The 20664-nt window shown below is 34.7% G+C and carries 15 protein-coding genes and 7 pseudogenes; 18 read left to right on the plus strand and 4 right to left on the minus strand.

Annotated features, from left to right (window positions below):
• Window positions 1-13: 13 nt before the first annotated feature.
• The 3 genes and pseudogenes from AC1DS7_RS24550 (at window position 14) to AC1DS7_RS24560 (ending at window position 2765) form a co-directional block, all read left to right on the plus strand.
• Window positions 14-670 (plus strand): annotated as a pseudogene (locus tag AC1DS7_RS24550) (IS6 family transposase).
• Between the two features lie 506 nt (window positions 671-1176).
• The gene (locus AC1DS7_RS24555) at window positions 1177-1617 is read left to right on the plus strand and encodes a hypothetical protein (protein ID WP_002144172.1); all 441 of its coding nucleotides are present in this window, start codon (window positions 1177-1179) and stop codon (window positions 1615-1617) included.
• 314 nt (window positions 1618-1931) lie between these two features.
• Complete coding sequence (locus AC1DS7_RS24560; protein WP_016119196.1) at window positions 1932-2765, plus strand: VanW family protein; 834 nt, start codon at window positions 1932-1934, stop codon at window positions 2763-2765.
• A gap of 518 nt (window positions 2766-3283) precedes the next feature.
• Here the strand turns inward: AC1DS7_RS24560 and AC1DS7_RS24565 are convergent.
• A complete protein-coding gene (locus AC1DS7_RS24565) occupies window positions 3284-3634 on the minus strand; it encodes a VOC family protein (protein ID WP_002144170.1) in 351 nt (116 codons plus the stop codon).
• Between the two features lie 423 nt (window positions 3635-4057).
• Here AC1DS7_RS24565 and AC1DS7_RS24570 point away from each other — a divergent pair.
• The 10 genes and pseudogenes from AC1DS7_RS24570 to AC1DS7_RS24615 all read left to right on the plus strand — a co-directional run bounded on the left by AC1DS7_RS24570 (window position 4058) and on the right by AC1DS7_RS24615 (window position 15365).
• A pseudogene (locus AC1DS7_RS24570) lies at window positions 4058-4773 on the plus strand (IS6 family transposase).
• A gap of 214 nt (window positions 4774-4987) precedes the next feature.
• Window positions 4988-7171, plus strand: coding sequence for a binary toxin-like calcium binding domain-containing protein (locus AC1DS7_RS24575; protein WP_476999265.1), 2184 nt, complete (start codon window positions 4988-4990; stop codon window positions 7169-7171).
• 852 nt (window positions 7172-8023) lie between these two features.
• The gene (locus AC1DS7_RS24580) at window positions 8024-8734 is read left to right on the plus strand and encodes a response regulator transcription factor (RefSeq protein WP_215589317.1); all 711 of its coding nucleotides are present in this window, start codon (window positions 8024-8026) and stop codon (window positions 8732-8734) included.
• Window positions 8731-9810 (plus strand): sensor histidine kinase, encoded by a 1080-nt coding sequence (locus AC1DS7_RS24585; protein ID WP_476999266.1) that lies wholly within the window; start codon window positions 8731-8733, stop codon window positions 9808-9810. Before AC1DS7_RS24580 ends, AC1DS7_RS24585 begins: the two co-directional genes overlap by 4 nt.
• 77 nt (window positions 9811-9887) lie before the next feature.
• Window positions 9888-10427 (plus strand): DM13 domain-containing protein, encoded by a 540-nt coding sequence (locus AC1DS7_RS24590; RefSeq protein ID WP_476999267.1) that lies wholly within the window; start codon window positions 9888-9890, stop codon window positions 10425-10427.
• Window positions 10428-10549: 122 nt separating this feature from the next.
• Window positions 10550-10943, plus strand: a pseudogene (locus AC1DS7_RS24595) (restriction endonuclease); the annotation flags it as partial.
• Between the two features lie 225 nt (window positions 10944-11168).
• A complete protein-coding gene (locus AC1DS7_RS24600; RefSeq protein ID WP_476999268.1) occupies window positions 11169-12242 on the plus strand; it encodes an LVIVD repeat-containing protein in 1074 nt (357 codons plus the stop codon).
• Window positions 12243-12481: 239 nt separating this feature from the next.
• Window positions 12482-12823 (plus strand): annotated as a pseudogene (locus tag AC1DS7_RS24605) (hypothetical protein); the annotation flags it as partial.
• 171 nt (window positions 12824-12994) lie between these two features.
• Window positions 12995-13324, plus strand: coding sequence for a hypothetical protein (locus AC1DS7_RS24610; RefSeq protein WP_476999269.1), 330 nt, complete (start codon window positions 12995-12997; stop codon window positions 13322-13324).
• Between the two features lie 226 nt (window positions 13325-13550).
• On the plus strand, window positions 13551-15365 hold the full coding sequence (locus AC1DS7_RS24615) for an acyltransferase family protein (protein WP_476999270.1): 1815 nt from the start codon (window positions 13551-13553) through the stop codon (window positions 15363-15365).
• A 685-nt stretch (window positions 15366-16050) separates the two neighbouring features.
• On the opposite strand, the gene AC1DS7_RS24620 is transcribed toward AC1DS7_RS24615, so the two are convergent.
• Complete coding sequence (locus AC1DS7_RS24620) at window positions 16051-16746, minus strand: CsxC family protein (RefSeq protein ID WP_215589311.1); 696 nt, start codon at window positions 16744-16746, stop codon at window positions 16051-16053.
• 687 nt (window positions 16747-17433) lie between these two features.
• Window positions 17434-17511 (minus strand): annotated as a pseudogene (locus AC1DS7_RS24625) (helix-turn-helix domain-containing protein); the annotation flags it as partial.
• A 207-nt stretch (window positions 17512-17718) separates the two neighbouring features.
• On the opposite strand from AC1DS7_RS24625, the pseudogene AC1DS7_RS24630 reads away from it, so the two are divergent.
• The 5 genes and pseudogenes from AC1DS7_RS24630 to AC1DS7_RS24650 all read left to right on the plus strand — a co-directional run bounded on the left by AC1DS7_RS24630 (window position 17719) and on the right by AC1DS7_RS24650 (window position 19496).
• A pseudogene (locus tag AC1DS7_RS24630) lies at window positions 17719-17906 on the plus strand (hypothetical protein).
• 324 nt (window positions 17907-18230) lie between these two features.
• Entirely contained in the window at window positions 18231-18317 is an 87-nt protein-coding gene (locus AC1DS7_RS24635; protein WP_372421388.1) for a hypothetical protein, read from the plus strand.
• 73 nt (window positions 18318-18390) lie between these two features.
• Window positions 18391-18873 (plus strand): annotated as a pseudogene (locus AC1DS7_RS24640) (siphovirus Gp157 family protein).
• Between the two features lie 161 nt (window positions 18874-19034).
• Complete coding sequence (locus AC1DS7_RS24645) at window positions 19035-19229, plus strand: dCTP deaminase/dUTPase family protein (RefSeq protein ID WP_286125855.1); 195 nt, start codon at window positions 19035-19037, stop codon at window positions 19227-19229.
• A gap of 39 nt (window positions 19230-19268) precedes the next feature.
• A complete protein-coding gene (locus AC1DS7_RS24650; RefSeq protein ID WP_002187359.1) occupies window positions 19269-19496 on the plus strand; it encodes a hypothetical protein in 228 nt (75 codons plus the stop codon).
• A 541-nt stretch (window positions 19497-20037) separates the two neighbouring features.
• On the opposite strand, the gene AC1DS7_RS24655 is transcribed toward AC1DS7_RS24650, so the two are convergent.
• Window positions 20038-20505, minus strand: a complete 468-nt coding sequence (locus AC1DS7_RS24655; RefSeq protein ID WP_063225944.1) for a hypothetical protein — start codon at window positions 20503-20505, stop codon at window positions 20038-20040.
• Between the last annotated feature and the right edge of the window lie 159 nt (window positions 20506-20664).

Here is a 20664-nt window from a genome sequence, read left to right on the forward strand (position 1 = left end):
GTGTGTAATCAGTATGGAAAAGGAGAATTTATTTAAGTGGAAACATTATCAGCCAGACATCATCTTGTTAACTATACGTTGGTACCTACGGTACAACTTAAGCTTTCGTGATTTGGTGGAAATGGTGGAGGAACGAGGGTTATTCCTGGCTCATACAACTATTATGCGATGGGTACATCAATATGGACCATGAATTCGACGTCATCTCAAACAAACGAATTCATGGAGAGTGGACGAAACATATATAAAAGTAAAAGGACAATGGATGTATTTATATCGTGCTGTTGATTCTGAAGGAAACACGATTGACTTTTATTTGAGTAAATCTAGAAATCATAAGGCTGCAAAGCGATTCTTCAAGAAAGCCTTGCGGTCTTTTCATGTCTCAAAGCTTCGTATCATCACGGTTGATAAGAACCCTGCTTATCCAATTGCTATCGAACAGTTGAAGAAAGAAAAAAGGATACCAATAGGCACCAAAATCCAAAGGATAAAATATTTAAATAACATAGTAGAATAAGATTATCGTTTTATTAAAAAATGTATACGCTCTATATTGAGTGGTGTTGAAGCCATGCATATGGTCAAAAAAGAACAAATTGATTTGCAGGACCAGTCTGTCCAAAATCAGAATATTTTTATCAACCAGGTGTTTGGATTAACTGCTTAACAGGTGATTCCGTTAGGAATCCTTGATTCTTTTTTATTTATCATCTTTTTGCACCAGAACCATAAAAATTCAGCATAAGTACTTATATTCAGGCCAAAATAATTGTTTACTTATGAAATAACTATGTGATTTTTCGTTTTTTTTTGTTGTGATACATTTATTTGATAATAATATACTTTAAAAAGTTTACTTGAAGAAAAGAGCTTTGAAGGGGACTTAATAAATGGGGAAGGAGCCAATTTTGTAGATTTAGGTGATCATTTTTTCGTATTCATCACTTCACGTTCTTTGAGGAGGGAGTCTTCTTGGCTAAAATGATAAAGAAGAAAAGTAAAGTAAAATGATCGTGGAGAATGAGAAAGTACTAAGCGAATAATACTTCTTCATAATGATTAAAGAATGGATGTTAATATATACCGTTTTAAAGATATGAATCATTACATTAAAATCCTCTTAAAAAGAATGTATGATGGTAATGTAATACAAACAGCAAGGGGGAACTTAAAATGAATTTAAATAAATTAATAGTTAGTTGTGGAGTAATTTCAGCATTAACATTTGGCGTGTTAGGTAATAATGCTTATGCTGAAGAGGTACAAAAATCAAATGATGCAATCAATGTAATTGAACATGTTCCTACAGACCTATTATTAACTCAAACACTGGATTATACTGGAGAGGCTGTAACTTCTTTTGTATATAAGGGGAGTACAGATTTAAGCTTTTTTATAAAAAATAATGGTCAAAATAAAATGGGATATAGCGTAAAAGGTCCAAATAAGGAGCCCATCGTTGGTGGTTATATAAAACCGGGTGAACAAAAAATTAATGTTACAAATGTGCGGAATGCTTTATCTCCATTACCGGTGGGAACATATAAAATTTACGTTTCAAATGATGATGGATCTACAGGACAATTCCAAGTTGCGGTAAACTCTTTGGATTAAATTTTTAAAAGCTGTTTTATAAAAAAACTACACCCTCCTCTAATTTTTAGGGCGCATCTAACCGTTGGAGGTGTAGTTAATCGTTTGACATTAAGTGGGTAAGGCTGCTTTTTATTGAATAAAATGGGCATTTCAAAGAAGTGGATTTAATTTTCGCTTACTAGGAGAGACTATAACGATTCGAGAATTATCCATAAAAGAAAAAACGAGCACTCTTATTCATAGCGAAAGGGTGCTCGTTTTCCTACTAATACACAGAAGGAGATATGCTTCCAACCACTTATAAATACGATAGAGAGAGGAGAGGAAATAAAATGAATATAGTGAACTTACGTCCTAAACAGCGTTCTAAGTATCGTATTATGCTAGGAACATGGTATTACTCTACAAAGAGGTACATCCAGTGGTTAGCAGACGGAAAAACATACGCAAAAACTTTACAACAAGAAAAGTTACCCTGTACAGCGATTCAGCACCGAACGATACTACTTCGTAAGCTCAAGGATGTAGATATGTGGTATCAACAGAATAAAGTTGTTAATTTAAAGATTGCCATTAAACAGCTAGATGGTATCGTCATTAGACCGGGAGAAACATTCTCTTACTGGCGTTTAATAGGTAAGCCTACTAGGAGAAAAGGGTATGTAGAAGGTATGATACTACACTATGGATCTTTTCAAGCAGGCATTGGAGGAGGGCTTTGTCAGCTTTCAAATTTAATATATTGGATGACCTTACATACACCACTGACAGTAACAGAGCGATATCGTCATAGCTTTGATGTCTTTCCTGATTCCAAGCGGACCCAGCCGTTTGGAAGCGGAGCGACTTGTTCCTATAACTATTTGGACTTACAAATTAAAAATGAAACGGACCAATCGTATCAACTTCACCTTTATATCACAGATAAACATTTAGTTGGTGAATGGAGAACAGCCTATCCGCAGCTTTATCAATATGAAGTTTATGAAAAAGAACACTCAATCCAATCTGCATACTGGGGTGGTTATATACGACATAATGTTATTCAACGTAGAGTATATAGCCAACAGAAACAGTTTGTAGAAGATCAATATGTAACGGAGAATCACGCTATAATGATGTACGAACCATTATTAGCTTGTAATAACGAGGAAAGTGGAGATTAATATAGCACACCAGTAGTTTATCCGGTTCTGGTGCAAAAAATAATGTCATTGTGTACACTGAAATTATGCATAAAAAGTACGTCACTCTTTCCCGTTAATATAAAAGAATAGTAACGTGCTTTTAACTTTAAAAATAGCCTAAATGCTTAAGTTGATGGCGATGTGGCGGTACCCCTTATAGGCAAAACAAACTAATTTAATACAAACAATAGGGATCAATATCTTGAACTGCTAGGACACTTTTATTCTATAAGGGGCACGGCAAAGATTACTGCTTTTTGGGACCACCCGTCATTTTAAGTTAACAGAACTGGAATTCCGTTAACTTTTTGAGGTGATTTTAACAACATTTGTTTACAGAACACATATAAACGGTGATAAAAATAAGGTTAAGGAACATATTTAAAGGGCTTCTCTTTACATATTTCAACTCTATATACTTTTAAATCACGGTTTTATCATATCGTTTTAAAGGTTTTATAAATGGCCCGAAAAAGAAAGAATTGTTGCCGTGGGACTCATCCGAACGATTCAGCGATTTCATGCACGTTACCAAACGGATCTACGAAAGCAGCATATCGCCCTTGAGTAGGTTTATCATGCAAAAATTGAATACCCTTTTCCTTCAGTTCCTTATAAGTTTGCTCAACAGATACGACCTCAAACACCAAAACTGTTCTAGCCTCGTTTGAATAATCTCCAATTTCTTTGGTCTTTTCACACTTAAAAGCTATAAGCTGACAGCCGTCAAGGGCAAATACAAGCTTATTTTCTTGCTCTAACAATGTTTTTAAACCCAGCAATTCAGAATAAAACCATCTCGCCTTTGTCATGTCATTGACGAAAATCATTATATGTCCTAGTTTCATAAGGCTATGCCGCCCCTTCACTTTTTTAAGGATACCATTTTTTATGGTTCATGCAGAATCTTTGCTAATGATTATTTGAAGTATTCGCGAATTGATTAACATATCCTGCCCGTTAGTTTAATAAATGGCGAAAAGTGAACGATTTAACTATAACGTGCTTGACCAATATTGTAACATTTTGGAATATGAATAAGGGAACCCGACATTCCTGAAAATTTCACGTGAATTATAATGGGATTCAGCCTAGATACGTGTAAAACTAGGTCATTGTAATACATTATTTAGCAAACGTTGTTTATCGGTGATATTCGTAACCAAAAAAATAGAGAGTGAGATTCATAAACTTGAGTATCACTTAGTTGAGTTCTGGTGCAAAAAATCTCTTAAACTTGGCCATACTGATACTATCAATCTAGAAAAGGGATGGTGTTCAGTGTGAATAGGCAAAATTCGTTCAAATGGAAGCACTATCAGCCTGATATTATTTTGCTAACAGTAAGATGGTACCTACGGTACAATCTAAGTTTTCGTGATTTAGTGGAAATGATGGAGGAGCGAGGTTTGTCCATTGCTCACACTACCATCATGCGATGGGTACATCAATATAGCCCTGAGTTAGACAAACGAGTTCGACGCTATTTAAAGAAAACCAAGGATTCTTGGAGAGGCGATGAGACATATGTAAAAGTCAAAGGGAAATGGATGTACTTGTATCGTGCTGTGGATTCTGAAGGAAATACCATCGATTTTTATCTGAGCAAGAATAGAAATGCTAAATCAGCCAAGCGCTTCTTGAAGAAAGCCTTGGCCTCCTGTCATTCCGTAACACCTCGAGTGATTACAGTCGATAAGAACCCAGCATATCCTGTTGCTATCAAAGCATTACATGAAGAAAAAAGCATGCCGATAGGTGTGAAGTTGAGGCAAATTCGGTATTTAAATAACATTGTGGAACAGGATCACCGCTTTATCAAGAAACGCATACGTACTATGTTAAGTTTAAAGTCCTTTCGGACTGCCAAATGGATTCTTGCTGGGATTGAAGCCATGCATATGATGAAAAAAGACAAACCTCTCAAGAGAAGTCTGTCCAAAATCAAGTGAACCTCATTCATCAACTATTCGGTATTCCAGCATAAAAGCGGATTCAGTTAGGAATCTCTTTACTTCTTTATATCTTCAAAAAATATTTGCACCAGAACCAGTAATAGATGTATGAAAGATTTTTTTTATACTTATGAAAGACTTTTGTAACACTTATGAGAGAGAAATGAAAGATATATTAGATATGATGAAGTTGTTCTTAATAGTAGGTGTTCTAACTTACCTAAAAATCAAGGAGGAAAAATAAAAATGAAGAAATTGAAGCCCGCACTTAGTGTATTAGGTAGTGTATCGATGGCACTGACCTTAGCATATCCTGCTTTAGCAGATATAAAACAGCCGAATGCAGGAAGCACAATTGAAATGTTCAAAGAGGATGCAAATGCAAAAGAAGGAAAAGATCTTATCTATGGAACTGATGGAAAAAAGGGAAAGATGTCTACTGAAAAAATTGAAATACAAAATAACGATTGGGATCAAGATGGTATTTCTAACGACTTAGAAATAAAAGGCTATAAAATTGAGTTCAATCGACAAACCGGGAAAAATGAAGCACAGGCATGGGATCCAGAGCGAGACAAAGATAAATTAAAATTTATTACAAATCCTATGAGCGCGAATTCGGATGGAGATCCTTTTACAGATGCATATGAAGTTCAGTATTATGGCAGTAACTCTGATACTGAGTTTAATCCAATGGTTGCAAATATACCGAATTTGCAAGTTGGTATAAAACGTATTGGGGTTACTCCTCTTGCGGCCATTACGGATTCAAACGGTGGGTCCATTGATAAAGGTTGGGAAAAAAGTGTATCGACACAACATTCGTTTGGTGTAGGAGCAGGTGTCGAAGGTGGTGTGGAAGGTTCCGCAGCCGGTCCTGTTCCTTCTGGGAAGGCCTCATTAAATGTAAGCTATGGATACTCGAAAACATCAACAGATACCGAAAGATATTCTTCTAATATAGATTGGTCTACCGCAAAAACTGTTGATTCAGCAAAAGCAGCAAAAGTGAGCTTACAGTTAGAATATAAAAATACAGGGACGGCGTCTGCTCAAAATGTTTCTCCTCATTTTAACATTCGTTTAGGGGACAAGATTATCAGTACAGTAAAGGCAACACAAGATCGTTATAAAGCAAATCAGTTAAGTACAGAAAAAGGTGGAAGAAATACAACAGAAGTATTGATAGACAGTGTAGATAATCAAGCAGATGTAAATATTTACTTGTCGTTAGATGAATTGAAAGCTGTTGAACAAGGTGCAATTCTTTCTGTTGAAGTACTACCTACGAGTACAATGGAATTGTATATTGAGAAAGATGGAGAATTTATGAATTTAGGAGATTCAGGAAAATTTGAATCTCGTGTAAATGCTTCGACTACAATACTAGAGACTGATATCGGGAACAAACCGAAGTTTAGAATGTATGCACCAGAAGGTGTTGGTAGTGATACAAATTTAACGTTTAACGAGGTTCTGAAGCATGTTAAAGTAGATTCTACAAAGATAAATGAATTTATAGATAATAGCAGAGGAGATCAAGTTATCATTGCGAAAGAGAATCTAGAAAATGCTAAAAAATCTTATGTTTCGAAAGGCGCAAAAGTCGGTGTTTTCACAAAAATTCAGCAACCGGAATTGTCATATAGTGCTTATGATCCATTTACGAAAAAGTTTTATGCAGCAGTCGTACCTGGCTTATTCGGAGCGAGTAATGAAGTCTCTGTTTCTTTTGAAAATAAAAAATCCAAACAAACACAACAAGTAACATTATTGAGAAAAGGAAACGTATATGAGTCTAAAGAAGCTGTAAGTTTGAATGATTTCAATCCATCACAAAAAGTTACATTTGAAATCAATGATGCACAAAAGAAACTTCCGACACAAAAAATCTCTACAGTTGTTACGTATAATAAAGAATATGAAAATTATTTGACCCATCGATTCAGCGACGAACTTATTGTAGAAGGAACTCCTTATACTCTGAAGGCTAGTGGAAATCCTGTGCTTAGTTATAAAGGAAATGATAAATGGCAATATCTTGCGTATGGTGGGAATTACACTCAACCAGTTAATGTAATTATTGAAAGAAAAGGGCAGCCTAAACCTGGACAACCAATCAAAAAAGGGGAAGATATACATATTAAAGTTCAAAATAGTGCTTATTCAGGCTATGAATATTTAAAACTTCAAAATGGTTATATCCATTTTGACCAAAAACAAAATGCAAGTACTTTTAAATTTAATCATACACATAGCCCAGGCAGCTATGATTACCAGAGAGAATGGAACCTACAATCTGATGGTAACAATATAGGGTTGGATAAGGGTGGATCTGGTTATGTGACATATGGTAATGATGTGCAGGTATATCCTGTTGGTAATGGTAATGTGATTTTAGATAGATGGAGTTTCGAAAAAGCTAAGTAAAAGGGAACGGTTTTGTTGCAAAGTTATAAAAAACACCGGTAATAAACTGCACCTAAAAAGTTAGACATACGAATGTAGGTTGATTTTGGACTTGTTAATATTTACTGGACACTAATTTAGTTAAATATTGGTTTTGTTTCTGTAAAGTGGACATTTCTAAGAAGACGAAGCTATCAGTGTGTTTCGATATAGAATCGGGGCACACTGATTTGTTTTTTTTCTAGGATTTTTTATTATTGTAGAACTATATATCGGAATGACTTTTTATCAGATTGTAAGCTTTTATATATTATTATGTATTTGTATATAATGAATATGAGGTTTATTATGCAGAGTAGCGTCTTATATAGACCTTTTCAAGATACAATCTTATGATTATAGAGATTTTGGGAAACAGTTACATCATAAAGTCGATTCTGACAGGATAAATATATAATCTTCGTAAAAAATCCGATTTTAATTTTCTGTTTGTATGACTAGATAAATACCACGATTAAGATTATTTATCTAGTCATGTAAATAACTCAATGTTAAAATTATCATCTGGATTATATAGTTTTTAGGGTTTTTGGTCATTAAGAGATCGAAGTTTGAGATTCTGATTTAGTGATACAATCAGTTGTTATATCTTCATATCCAAATTTTTTTCAAAACGAGTGGTTAAAAACCACCGTCTTTAGATGGTATCAACTTTAGCCTTATAAGTTTATTTTTTTGTTTGTTGTAACGAATTTTCGTCGGCTTTTAGCCAAGCGTGATGCCCCTACTTAAGTAGGGGGGTTACATATTTATTAGATGAAAGCATATAAGAGAAATTTTTGTATTTTTGGTGAAAAGAAGAGAGGTTAATATATGAAAAAAATTTTAATCGTAGAAGATGAAGAAAATATTCGAGAAGTCTGCAAACGGTATTTAGAAAGAGAAGAATATGAAGTATATACCGCTGTAAATGGTACAGAAGGTTGGGATTTATTTCTTACTCATCAACCAGATTTAATTATTTTAGATTTGATGATGCCGAAAAAAGATGGATGGGAACTATGTGGGGAAATTCGTCAACAATCAAATGTCCCTATTATTATGTTAACCGCTAAAGGGGAGGAAAGGGATCGAATTTTAGGCTTAACAATGGGAGCAGATGATTATTTAACAAAGCCATTTTCCCCTCGTGAATTAGTATTAAGGGTTCAAATTATACTAAGAAGAGGCAGCCAGGTAGCGATACAAGCAAAAGAATCCCTATCGGAAGTGATAGAATTTCCAGATTTAAAAATATATCCAAAGACAAGATGTGTACTTGTTTGTGAAAATGAAGTGGAGTTGACGGTGAAAGAGTTTGAGGTACTTTATGTCATGGCAAAACATCCAAAACAAGTATTTTCTCGCTCGCAGCTTCTTGAACTAATTTGGGATTTTGGACATGAAGGGGCATCAAACACAGTTACTGTGCTAGTGAGTCGTTTGCGTGAAAAGCTCGAGAAGCATACGATAAAGAATCATTGGATTCATACAGTTTGGGGTATAGGATATCGCTTTGAGCCAAATGGAAGAAATGAATCATGAGATTACGTATTCAATTGTTACTCATGAATTTATTAAGTACCAGTATCCTGGTAATTGCTATATGGTATAGTGAGACGAAAATGTTACTTGAACCGGAACAAACACGGTTATTAACAGTAATTGCGGTTGTAGGACTGATTATTTCAACGTTTATTTACTGGTTAATGACACGCCCTATCATGAGGTCTATCAAAAATTTAATGACATTAACGAAGCAATTTAGTGATAGACAATTCGAAACAATGTATATAATTGGAAAAGAACCACGGGAGTTTAAAGAATTAGCAACATCGTTTCAACAGATGGCAAAAAAATTAGAAGAAGGGTTTACTCAGTTAGAAGAAGGGGAAAAAGCCCGCAAGGAGCTAATTACGAATATTTCACACGACTTACGAACGCCTATGGCTAGCATACAATTGATGATAGAAGCGTTACAAGATAACCTGATTGAAGATCCTGAAATGAGAAAGCAATACTTAGCGACGATCTTAAAAGAAATAGAAAGATTAAGTGGATTAATCAATGACCTATTTGAACTTTCAAAGTTAGAGTTTGAACAAGTAGATTTTTATCCAAGTTTCACACATATAGATAAAGTTCTATTAGATGTATTAGAGTCACATTCTGTCTTATTAGAAGACAAACAGATTGATTTACAATTGCAGGTTCCTGATAGATTACCCCGACTATTAATTATGCTGTGTAAAATAGCAAGGGTTATAGGTAATTTATTAGATAATGCTATTCGATATTCCCCTGTCTCTGGAACAATTGAGTTGATTGTAGAGGAAAATAAGCAAAATCAACAAGTCCAGTTCATTCTGCGTGATGAAGGAGAAGGAATTTCTCCAAATGACCAACTACGCGTATTTGAACGATTTTTTAGGACAGATCAATCAAGAAGTTCACAATCTGGAGGGTCCGGTCTTGGACTAGCCATTGCAAAATCATTGATTGAAATGCACAAAGGGGAAATTGGTGTGAGGAATCGCGCAGATGGTAAGCAGGGAAGTGAATTTTGGTTTACTCTTCCCATCACATCAGAAAAAAATAAGACCGCTGAAAGACTTTTGTAACATTTACGTTATAAAAATGAAAGACCTTCTTGTTAACATACTACTAAACAGTATGTTACAGGAGGTTTTTTTACTTTATGAAAAGAAAATATGTATGGCTTATAGGTGGTTCCATAATTCTCGTGTTAATTTTATGGTCTTTGTTCCGACCGGAGAAATTATTTATTGATAAGAAAGTGAATGAAGCATTGCCACAGACGGAAATGCAATCAATGAAAACAAAACAAGTTCAGGATCAAGTTCAAGATCAAGTTCAAGATCAAGTTCAAGATCAAGTTCAAGTTATAAGTGCAGGTCAGTTTCAAAACGGTGTCCATGAAACAACTGGAACAGCAATAATCCATCAATTAGCGGATGGAAAACGTATTTTACGACTTTCTAATTTTTCAACATCTAACGGGCCAGATGTGCGAGTAGTATTAGTTCCTACAGATCGTTTGAAAAATAATGAAGATGTTAAAAATCATCAGTATATTGAATTAGGAAAATTAAAGGGAAACAAAGGCAACCAAAACTATGAAATTCCTGAAGGGATAGATGTAAGTACATATGGTTCGGTTTCTGTTTGGTGTAAGAGATTTAATGAAAACTTTGGTGCTGCTTATTTTAAAAAGTAAGCACGAAGGTTCTTTTGCAAAGTTTCTTGACAGATAAAAAGTTGGTATGATTGCAGATGGATTTTATGCAATCGTTAGTAATTGTTGTAATTCATTGTACGTTTTTGCACCAGAATCCATAAGAAAATGAAAAATTTCCGTCTGTTTTTATTCGCCAAACACTATTAGAATTCGAAGCATTAGTTGCAGATGTGATTGAACGATATCACGGCGGTACAACTGTTGTAACAATAGCATTGGGAGATTATGGTGTAGATTTTGAAAATCGTTTAAATGGTGATTTATACCTTGGCTAAGTGAAGTGATATGTCTTACAAAGCCATCGCACTTGTACACAGTAATATTGCAAAACGTGGATATGCCGTTTCAACCGGTGGTTTTTCGAAAAACGCCAAACGGTATGCGAAAGAATTAATTGTAGAGCTAATTGATGGATCTCGACTAGCTGAAATTTACATGGAATTAATTGAAGGTCATCTCATAACTCAATATGTAGTGAGTCTTCCTAATAATTAACTTGGCAGGTTAATTATTAGATATACATTCATTAGAGTGAAAAATCTATGAAGGGAATAGTACATCTTCTATATATCATATCTTTGTAGAGAAAATAATACTTTGTCTAATACTGGCATTACGTGGGGAATGTGTGTTTTTAGGGGGGGGATATATGGAGAGGAAAAATAAATGGTACGGATTAAACTCTAATGTAAATCTATCTGCAAGTCATTTGATCCTAACTTGGTAGGGCCTACATTGCCACCGATTTCACCAATTTCTGTACCAACCGGTCCAACGGGAGCAACAGGTATAACAGGCCCAACCGGTCCAACGGGAGCAACAGGTATAACAGGCCCAACCGGTCCAACGGGAGCAACAGGTATAACAGGCCCAACCGGTCCAACGGGAGAAACGGGTATAACAGGCCCAACCGGTCCAACGGGAGCAACAGGTATAACAGGCCCAACTGGACCAGGTCCAACTGTGAGTCTTAAATTTCTTTATGTAGCAAATTTCAATGAAAATACGGTAGAAATTTATGATATTTTCAATCCAATATTTCCAGTACGTATTGGAGAGTTTAATGGTGGGAATTTAGCTAATCCTGCTGGATTAGCTATTACAGGAACCACTCTTTATGTAACAAATAATGGAGATGACACGGTAGAAATTTATAATCTTTCCAATCCGACAGCTCCAATACGTATTGGAGAGTTTAATGGTGGCGATTTAAGTGAACCTATAGGAGTGGTTATCACAGGAACCACTCTTTATGTAGCAAATAATGGAGATAACACGGTAGAAATTTATAATATATTGAATCCGACAGTTCCAGTGCGTGTAGGGGAGTTTAATGGTGGTAATTTAAATGCACCTGTTGAATTAGCTATTACGGGAACCACTCTTTATGTAGCAAATAGTGGAGATAACACGGTAGAAATTTATAATATTTCTAATCCGATAATTCCAGTACGTGTCGGAGAGTTTAATGGTGGAAATTTAAGTGGTCCTACTGGATTGGAAATTACAGGAACCACTCTTTATGTAACAAATTTTAATGATGATACGGTAGAAATTTATGATATTTTGAATCCGATAGCTCCAGTACATGTTGGGGAGTTTAATGGTGGAAATTTAAGTGAACCTGGTGGGTTAGCTATTACAGGAACCACTCTTTATGTAGCAAATTTTAATGATAATACGGTAGAAATTTATGATATTTTGAATCCGATAGCTCCAGTACGTGTTGGAGAGTTTAATGCAGGAAATTTAAGTAGTCCTGCTGGATTAATCATTTTTTCGTTATTCGGTTAGTAAATTCTATTACAGCGGCATAACTATTGATAATCATAGCTATATTTATTTAAACAAAATTTCCTTCAAATCTTCTGAAGGGAATTTTATTTCATGTTTTAGGGGTGGGTGACAGCTTGGAAACCTTGATATGACAACGTTTTTAAGGGTTTTTATTTTGTGGAAAATGTACTTTGAAATAGAAAAAAACAGATGTATTTTTAGTGAAAAATCATCGTGATATTTTAAGTGAATCCTTTATGAATAAAGAGAAGAGAGCCCCTGTAGAAACCATCATTAAAAACTTCTTGTTAAGTTATCAAGTTGTTATCACAGATGTACCTTCGGATCAGTTATTAAACATGGTATGTGACGATATTTTGGGATCTGGGATTATAGAGCCTTTGCAAGAGGATAAGGACGTAACCGATATTTATATAAATGGCACAAAAGAGATTATTTACGAAAAAATAGGAGAGGGAGAATGTGCTTTCCCTTACCGATTTGAAACGGAAGAAGAAGTGAAAGCTTTAACTTATAAGATGGTAAACAGTACTTCAGAATCCTTAAATACAGCTAAAGCCTATGTAGAAGAAGCCTTTTATCCAAATGGTACAGGTACTAGTGGATACAAAGTATTTGATACAAGATTAGGAGGGAATCGAGTCTTATATCCCTATACGGTAAGAGAAAGTTCTATTGCTGTTTTTAAGTGATTAAACGTTCCAAATAATGATTATATTTCCGCAACCTTTAAAGCGAAGTCACAAGGATTGGGGAGAATTAGTTTCTATGGTGATGGAAGCTGGGAAACAGGAAGAGAATTTGATTATTATAACGCTACTGTTTTAAAAGATATGCCAAGCGGTTCAAAAGAATTAGAGATTAGTAATATATCTTTGTTTCCGGAAAGGGAACCAGGCACCAACATACCAATTGATAGAAAACACATTACTTCAGATATAAACAAAGATGTGTATCAAGATTCTCCCATGATAGATAAGGTGATACCTTACCAGGGTGGTTCTAGACAGGGGAAGTGGATTCCTAACAAAATCTATTGCCCTTTTTTCAAATTTGATTATATTTGCACCAGAACCTAAAGGTTTATGTATAAAATTATTTTATGAAACTAGATAACGTGATAAAATTCTAGTTGCTGTGTATCTAATCATAAAAAGTAAGTTTATTTGTTAATGAGTTTTGTAATCTTTTTGTAATCTTTATATTTTGGAAATAGTTCATACTTTTTAGAGGGAATGAAATTAATAGGTTTTTATAGTAAAAGTATTTGCAGAATTTTTAGATGAATATAGGGGGTGACTGCGAATGCCCGAACCATTAAAGAAAAATAGTCGCTATATGGTTGGATTGGACAGTCTAAGGGGCCTAGCCATACTAGGTGTTATTTTGTATCATATCAATTTTAATTGGATGCCCGGTGGATTTTTAGGTGTCACTGTATTTTTTGTACTTTCCGGTTATTTAATTACAGATATTCTGGCTATAGAATGGAAGAATAATAAGAGAATTGATTTGAAGAAATTCTGGCTCAGTAGGGCAAGGAGATTACTTCCTGGAATGCTTATCATGCTCATCGTCACCTTAGCATGGATTACAATTTTTCATAGTTCTTTACTTGTAAAAATGCGAGGAGACTCACTAGCTGCTTTATTATATTTTAGTAATTGGTGGTATATTTATCATAAATTATCTTATTTTGATAGCTTTAGTCAGCTTTCCCCGCTAAATCACTTTTGGTCGTTAGCTGTTGAGGAACAATTTTATGTGGTCTGGCCATTTGTCATTAGTTTGGGGTTTTATTACATAAAAAAACAATCACGCATGATCTTATTTATTTGTCTAGGAGCGATTGCTTCCGCTTTAGCAATGGCAATCCTATATGAGCCAGGCACTGACCCGAGTAGAATTTATTACGGTACTGATACACGGGCTTTTTCTTTACTAATTGGAGCGGCACTTGCCTTAATTTGGCCAAGCAGTAGGCTTGCGAGTAAAATTATTCCGCAAGCACGTCTTATTCTTGATATCATTGGGGGAGTTGCTCTTATCATCATTCTCACTATGTTTTGGAAGACGAATCAATATGAGCCGTTTCTATACCGTGGGGGAATGGTTCTTTTATCAATTGCTACTGCCTTGTTAGTCGCTAACCTCGCTCATCCGGCTAGCAGAATCGCACAATTTTTGAGATTTAGACCACTGCGTTGGATGGGGGTACGATCATATGGGACATATCTTTGGCATTATCCGATTATTACATTGACGACTCCGAAGGTAAATACTGGGGAGTTTTCGTTTACAAGAGCCATTCTTCAATTTCTTCTTATTATAATTGTTGCACAAATTTCGTGGAAGTTTATTGAAAATCCAATCCGAAAAGGCGCATTGAAGAATATTCGGATTAAGAACTTGAAAATAAGAAACTTAACTTTAAGTTATAAGTTAGTTTTAATATGTGCAGTATTCATTTCTTCGATAGCTACTTTTGGATTAACAACAGCTAGTAAAGAAAAGGAGAATACTCAAAAAGATAAGGTGGAAGCAGTGCAAGAAGAACAGGCTAAACATCCAGTTGCAGTTTGGGAAAAACCAGCCGATGAACCACCTCAGAATAAAGAAGAACAAAAAGAAGAGAATCCCGCACAGCCTAAAGATCCTCTAACAGTTACAGCTGTAGGGGACTCAATCATGATTGATATTACTCCGTATTTAAAAAATGATTTTCCTAATATTAGGATTGATGCGAAAATAGGACGGCAAATGTCTAAGGCAATCCCTGCTGTGGAACAGCTAAAGAATGAGGGGAATTTAGGAAGTAATGTCATTATTGGATTAGGTACAAATGGAGCCTTTACCAAGGAGCAATTAGCATCATTAATAGAAGTAATCGGGAATGAACGTAAAATTATATTAATCAATACGAGGGTACCACGTCCGTGGGAATCGTTGGTGAATGAGAAGCTAAAAGAAGCAGCATCATCTTACAAAAATGTGGTGTTAGTTGATTGGTATTCAGCAAGTGCTGGAAATAAGGCGTACTTTGAACCAGATGGCGTACATTTAACGAAAATAGGTGCAGAAGCTTATGCTGCTCTTGTAGCAAAAGAAGTGAATCAATAGGGGGTACGGAAACGACTCTGGTGCAAAGATTTACAAACATAAACTTGACTCAAGGCATATGGCTTGAATTTAAATTAGCAATGCATGTATAGGAAAAGGTGAAGGGACATATTGGTCCCTTTACCTTTTTTATTTTTTATAAAAAGATTTCAAAACCCTTAGTTTTTGGAAATAAAGTAATCATACCTAAAGTAGAAATATCTTTTTTGAATTGTTTTCCTTTAAAATATCTCATTTATCATGCTTCAGTTCATTTTTTAATGAATTCCCCGAAAGAATTCTCCTTCCTCAAGCGTGTGAAGGGTGTAGCCCAACTGTAGGTGGGAGATGAATTTCGGTTTGGCATAGCCAAAAACTTTTGATAAACTAGCTATATGAAGTTCTTTGATAACTTGATATATGAGGTTGCAGGAAGAAAATAAAGTGCGAAAACCAAGCCATTCGGTTCCTGCGTAAAATATCAACCGTACCAAAAGAGCGTCCAACCGTTGGACATCTAGGGATGGAACACCCCGAAGTAACGCTCAGGGAGACGAAAGGTTGCTTTCATCGTGGAACTGAGAAGCTCCCACTTCAAGCTTTGCTAAGTGGCGAGTAGTTCACGTAGGTTGGTTTTGAATAAAAAGAAGTCCTCTTATGTACAAGTTTAAAATAAAGAAGCACTCATTTTGAGTGCTTCTTTATTTTAAACTTGTACTTGTTGTACTTGTAAAACTTTTAAAGTAAGATCTAGTACAATTTTTTCGCGAAGAGTATCAAATGGCTCGTTTAAATCTGTTGGACAAGGGGAAAAGTCTAATTCGAAAAATTGAGCGCTGACTAATTCGCAATATGGTTGTTCGTTATAAAAAACTGTATTTTCGAAGAAATATTTGTCTAAACGTGGTAAATCACCGTTTTTCGGATTAATAAAATGAGATGTAGTGTCTGAGGAAGAAGCTACTATAGCAAGAGATAGAAAATTAGCTGCTGTTAAATCTGCAAAACCAGAAAATGGAACATTTGCAATGCGGTCATATAGAACTCCATTACAATCATCACTTGCATATTCAATATTTTTACGAATATATCCTTGTACAAATAATTTAGCTCTTGTAACTTGGCGGTAATTTGTACCTGGTATTGGAGTAAATGCTACAGGAACTAACTTACATTGTGTTAAAAATACGTTTTTTAAGATACGTTTAATTTCAACTGCTGGAGGATCTAATGAAATATCGGATTCTACAACAATTTGAATTGTTCTTTCTGCTAATACAACTGGTATTTTTACAATCGGTGCTCCTGGAGTAAGAATTGGTGTTGCAGCTGCATCACTTAATGGTGTTTGAGTTTGTCCGTCTACCTGACAAGGTACATTAATTGGACATTGTTCGCTCATATTATCTAATCTCCTTTTTGAAATTACTTTAGATTTTTAAAAATGTTCAATGTCAATATATTCATTTCTTTTATTTATGTATGTGCTTGTATACTAGTTTTTAAATTTTATTTATTGAAGTTTATTAATAAACTACAGACAATAATCTATGAGTATCAGTACCTTATTAATAGTAGATGCTTTTATGAGGTATATTCGTCTTATAATAAGATTATAAAAATATAATATGAGTTTTGTATTTTTGAGTCTTTCGATTTCTTTATTTATATTGTTTTGAATGTATACTTTTGTTTAAAATTTTGAGGATATCAGGGTAATTTGGTTGAAGTCAATATTTATGAGGATTTGAATGTAAACTACTGAATAATAGTGTAGGAATAAGAAAATATTTAAATAATACAGCATGGATGACAAGAATGTACGTTCGTTTCGTGCTTTCTGGGGAAATTTTTTTTCTTAATTTAAGTAAAAATTGATATATTCGGAAAAAATCACAAACTACAAAGAGGATGCAGGGGGAATTTATGATGACGAAAGAGCAATGAGTTAGGGAAGCGGTGAAATGGGGTTTGAAACATGGGGTTCCGATTAAAGCAGAAGATATTTTTAAAATATATCTAGATGAATCTTATAAGGAAAATCAAATACATAAAAAAGAAGACTGTCACGTTAAGTAGTCTTCTTTGATTAGCCATTCTTTTTATTTTGCATATAAGTAACATACATCTCTAACTGTTCCCAAGCTTTCTTTCTCTCATCTTCTGGGTTACATAAAAGCGTGAAAGTCATCGTGAAGTACCATTATATAACTCTAGATAAATGAGGGAAGCCCTGCAGAGGATGCAGGGCAGTACTAAGATCATCGAGTTGTCGATTCTATAAGAACTTCTTGGAATGTACAAAGTGTAACACGTAATTCATACAAACTTTATATATAGATGTTACGGAATTATGAACAAAGGGGAATGGAAAATGAATAAAGATGAATTGAATTTGGGTAGTTTCGGTCAAAAGTTAATAATCACTGGGCTAGCGAGATTAGTTGAAGAAAAAGGCTATACGCCTCATGAAGCTTTCGATTGTTGGAAACGATTAAAAGAAATACGTTCCATGCTCTTTTAGAAATCCCAAAAGAGTCGAGAGAAAACACAAAACCCTAGCAGGGGAGCTAGGGCAGGGGAAGGGATATTAAGAATTGTTGATTCAATAAATAACGAATTACTTCTTCGAATGAGCTTAGTGTAACACAGGAACTCATGTATATGTGTTACGGAATTATGAAAAATAGGACAAGTCTTCGCTTGTTGATATATTCAGGAATCTAATGGTACCCCCCACCTAGCAAATGGGTTCCTGGATATTCCGATGTGCGAAATATCAAAACAAAATAAAAAACCGCCCTACCCCTAGGACGGTTTGGAGAAAATACATGTAATTACGCTAATTACATGTATTTTCTCCTAAGAACAAGGAGGAGTTAGAATATGACAGACTTTTTACCTAAACAAGTGGCTCATGCGGTTGAAGAATTAAAAAAGATGTCTGAGAACAGGACAAGCTTAAAAAGTTAGATATTGATTATGTAATTACAGTTTTAACAGGTCAAGCGTATGGAAGAATGCCATTCTAGGTGGGAAATAAACTATGAGACTTTACGACTTAACAAATAACTATAACGAATTACAAATGATGATTGAGGATGGTGTAGGTCCATCAGCATTAGAAGGTAGATTACAAGCTATTGAAGAAAGCATTCAAGATAAAGCGCAAAACCTTGCTCTACTGATTCGGAACCTTGAAGCAGATACAGAAGCTATCAAGTGAGAAGAAAAGCGATTAGCAGAACGTAGGAGAGCGGTAGAAAACAATTGTAAGAGCTTAAAAGATTACCTCTATCAGAAAATGACTTTATTAGAAGTAAAGCGTATCAAAGGAACAATCGTAACAGTTGGTATTCAGAAGAACCCAGCAAGCTTAGATATCGCACTAGATGCTGTAGTTCCACCGGAATACATGGTTCCACAACCAGCAAAGGTTGATAAGAAATCATTACTTGCAGCTGTTAAAGAGGAAATGCAGTGGGATGGAATTACATTACGTCAGAGTGAAGGCGTGAGAATAGGATGAGTGATAAAACACTTTTCCAACAATTATACGACATAAATGTGAATGACAAATTAGAGAAAAAGGCTAACTTATCATATCTCACTTAGGCATGTGCGTGGGCTGAAGTTAAGAAGATAGATCCCAATGTCTCTGCCGAAATTCATGAATTTCCATTACCAAATGTGGAAGGGATAAAGGTTCCATATTTACAAACACCAACTGGTTATTTTGTTAAAGTGAGCGTGACTATTAAAGGACAAACCGAAAGAGGTACACGTATCGCCCAAGGTGTCATAGCGCCAGTGAAAACAGCGAGTTTTGTTGAAGTGGACGGCCAAAGAGGAGAAAACGGATTCGGATCTATAGGAGTGAAGTAAGACCGAATTTAAATTTTGTTAAGAAAAGAGGAATGAGAGATGAAATACAAACATGGATTAAACCAATATCGAATTAATCATGTAAGAGACTACGCAAGGTATACGGCAGAAATGGTCGCTAAGATAGAAATGCTGTTTCACTTGTCACAGGAAGGACATATTGAAGAAGAAAAAGCAGAGAATGGCATTTCGAATTTGACGAAAGAAATCGAACGAAGCTCAAAAGAATTACTGAACTATATAGAACAACGTGATGACATGCGGTAACAAAACTGAATAAAAGCGTTATTTAATAAAAAAGCAGTTAGCCTTCGCTAGCTGCTCCGCTGTTCTCGTTATGTAATTTAGATGAAGATACTAGCTACTAGAAATATAGCTCCTATCAAAATTAGAGATTCAAATAAAATCAAAAATTGGTTTTTCTTTGGCTTTTTTAATTCTTTAATTAAGCCCAATACTGCACTTATACCGAAAACAATATATAGGCAGATTATTATGGTTTCTGACATTTTTAACACTCCTAATATATAGATATTTCCATTATATATCAAAAGCTAAATGTATGTAAGATTTTAACAAAATCCTTATTTAAATAAAAGAAACCCCGATTGTCTGCGGGGCTCCTAAGGGTAATCGTCAAGTAATGACGTACTCGACTAATTAACGATATCATGAATTTTTTGGTAAAAATACTGGTAAATGTGTCCTAATGAATGAGGGTATCATTTAGAACAAAAACGCTAGTTTAATAAGTAAAATAAAAGAGAGCACATTTGAGTATGTGCTCTTGGATAAGGGGTGCTGAATTTTAATTTATTGATTCTCTTTCATCGGAGGTATCAAATTTATCGATTAATTTAAAGATAGCCTCTAGAAGAACCGTAGATAAAATAGCAAAAATCAATACAGCATGAGGTGTTAATTTCACAGTTGTAAAATTAAGATTAGCTAGCCAAAAATATCCGACATACATCGTCAGGAAGGTACTAACAATTGAAATTGTAAACCCTAAGAAACCTAATTCTTTTAGCTTTTCCTCAGATAATTTGAATACTCGTAATACTAAAGAGAAGATGATTCCTACTATGAAAAATCCAGTACATAATGTCAATAGTGATATTATACTTGGATATTCAACGTCATCAGGCATCCATTGTTTTATTCCTACAATTATAGCTGTAGGGAGCACAATAGGTATTAATAGTGGTGATACTATTAGAAAAATTGCCAATAGTCTACTGATGTTGTTTGTTCCATTGTTGTTTTGATTATTCATAAATCCTCCAAAAAATAATATAAAGATCAATATTCTAGAGGATTTTAACACAAAAGTGTTAGTAAGACTATAGCTAAAAATAAGGATGGTTTTAAACAAAAAATTCATTTTGTATGTATTTGAAACACGAAAAGAGCACTTAATAAAGTGCTCTCGTTA

It is taken from the genome of Bacillus sp. P4_E1 (genome assembly GCF_056401715.1).

Excerpts from the sequence above, each read along its gene's own strand:
- AC1DS7_RS24615 (WP_476999270.1), top strand. The coding sequence starts at position 13,551 with ATGCCCGAACCATTAAAGAAAAATAGTCGCTATATGGTTGGATTGGAC.
- AC1DS7_RS24650 (WP_002187359.1), top strand. The coding sequence starts at position 19,269 with ATGAAATACAAACATGGATTAAACCAATATCGAATTAATCATGTAAGA.
- AC1DS7_RS24635 (WP_372421388.1), top strand. The coding sequence starts at position 18,231 with ATGACAGACTTTTTACCTAAACAAGTGGCTCATGCGGTTGAAGAATTA.
- AC1DS7_RS24620 (WP_215589311.1), bottom strand. The coding sequence starts at position 16,746 with ATGAGCGAACAATGTCCAATTAATGTACCTTGTCAGGTAGACGGACAA.
- AC1DS7_RS24585 (WP_476999266.1), top strand. The coding sequence starts at position 8,731 with ATGAGATTACGTATTCAATTGTTACTCATGAATTTATTAAGTACCAGT.
- AC1DS7_RS24590 (WP_476999267.1), top strand. The coding sequence starts at position 9,888 with ATGAAAAGAAAATATGTATGGCTTATAGGTGGTTCCATAATTCTCGTG.
- AC1DS7_RS24575 (WP_476999265.1), top strand. The coding sequence starts at position 4,988 with ATGAAGAAATTGAAGCCCGCACTTAGTGTATTAGGTAGTGTATCGATG.
- AC1DS7_RS24555 (WP_002144172.1), top strand. The coding sequence starts at position 1,177 with ATGAATTTAAATAAATTAATAGTTAGTTGTGGAGTAATTTCAGCATTA.
- AC1DS7_RS24565 (WP_002144170.1), bottom strand. The coding sequence starts at position 3,634 with ATGAAACTAGGACATATAATGATTTTCGTCAATGACATGACAAAGGCG.
- AC1DS7_RS24580 (WP_215589317.1), top strand. The coding sequence starts at position 8,024 with ATGAAAAAAATTTTAATCGTAGAAGATGAAGAAAATATTCGAGAAGTC.
- AC1DS7_RS24655 (WP_063225944.1), bottom strand. The coding sequence starts at position 20,505 with ATGAATAATCAAAACAACAATGGAACAAACAACATCAGTAGACTATTG.
- AC1DS7_RS24560 (WP_016119196.1), top strand. The coding sequence starts at position 1,932 with ATGAATATAGTGAACTTACGTCCTAAACAGCGTTCTAAGTATCGTATT.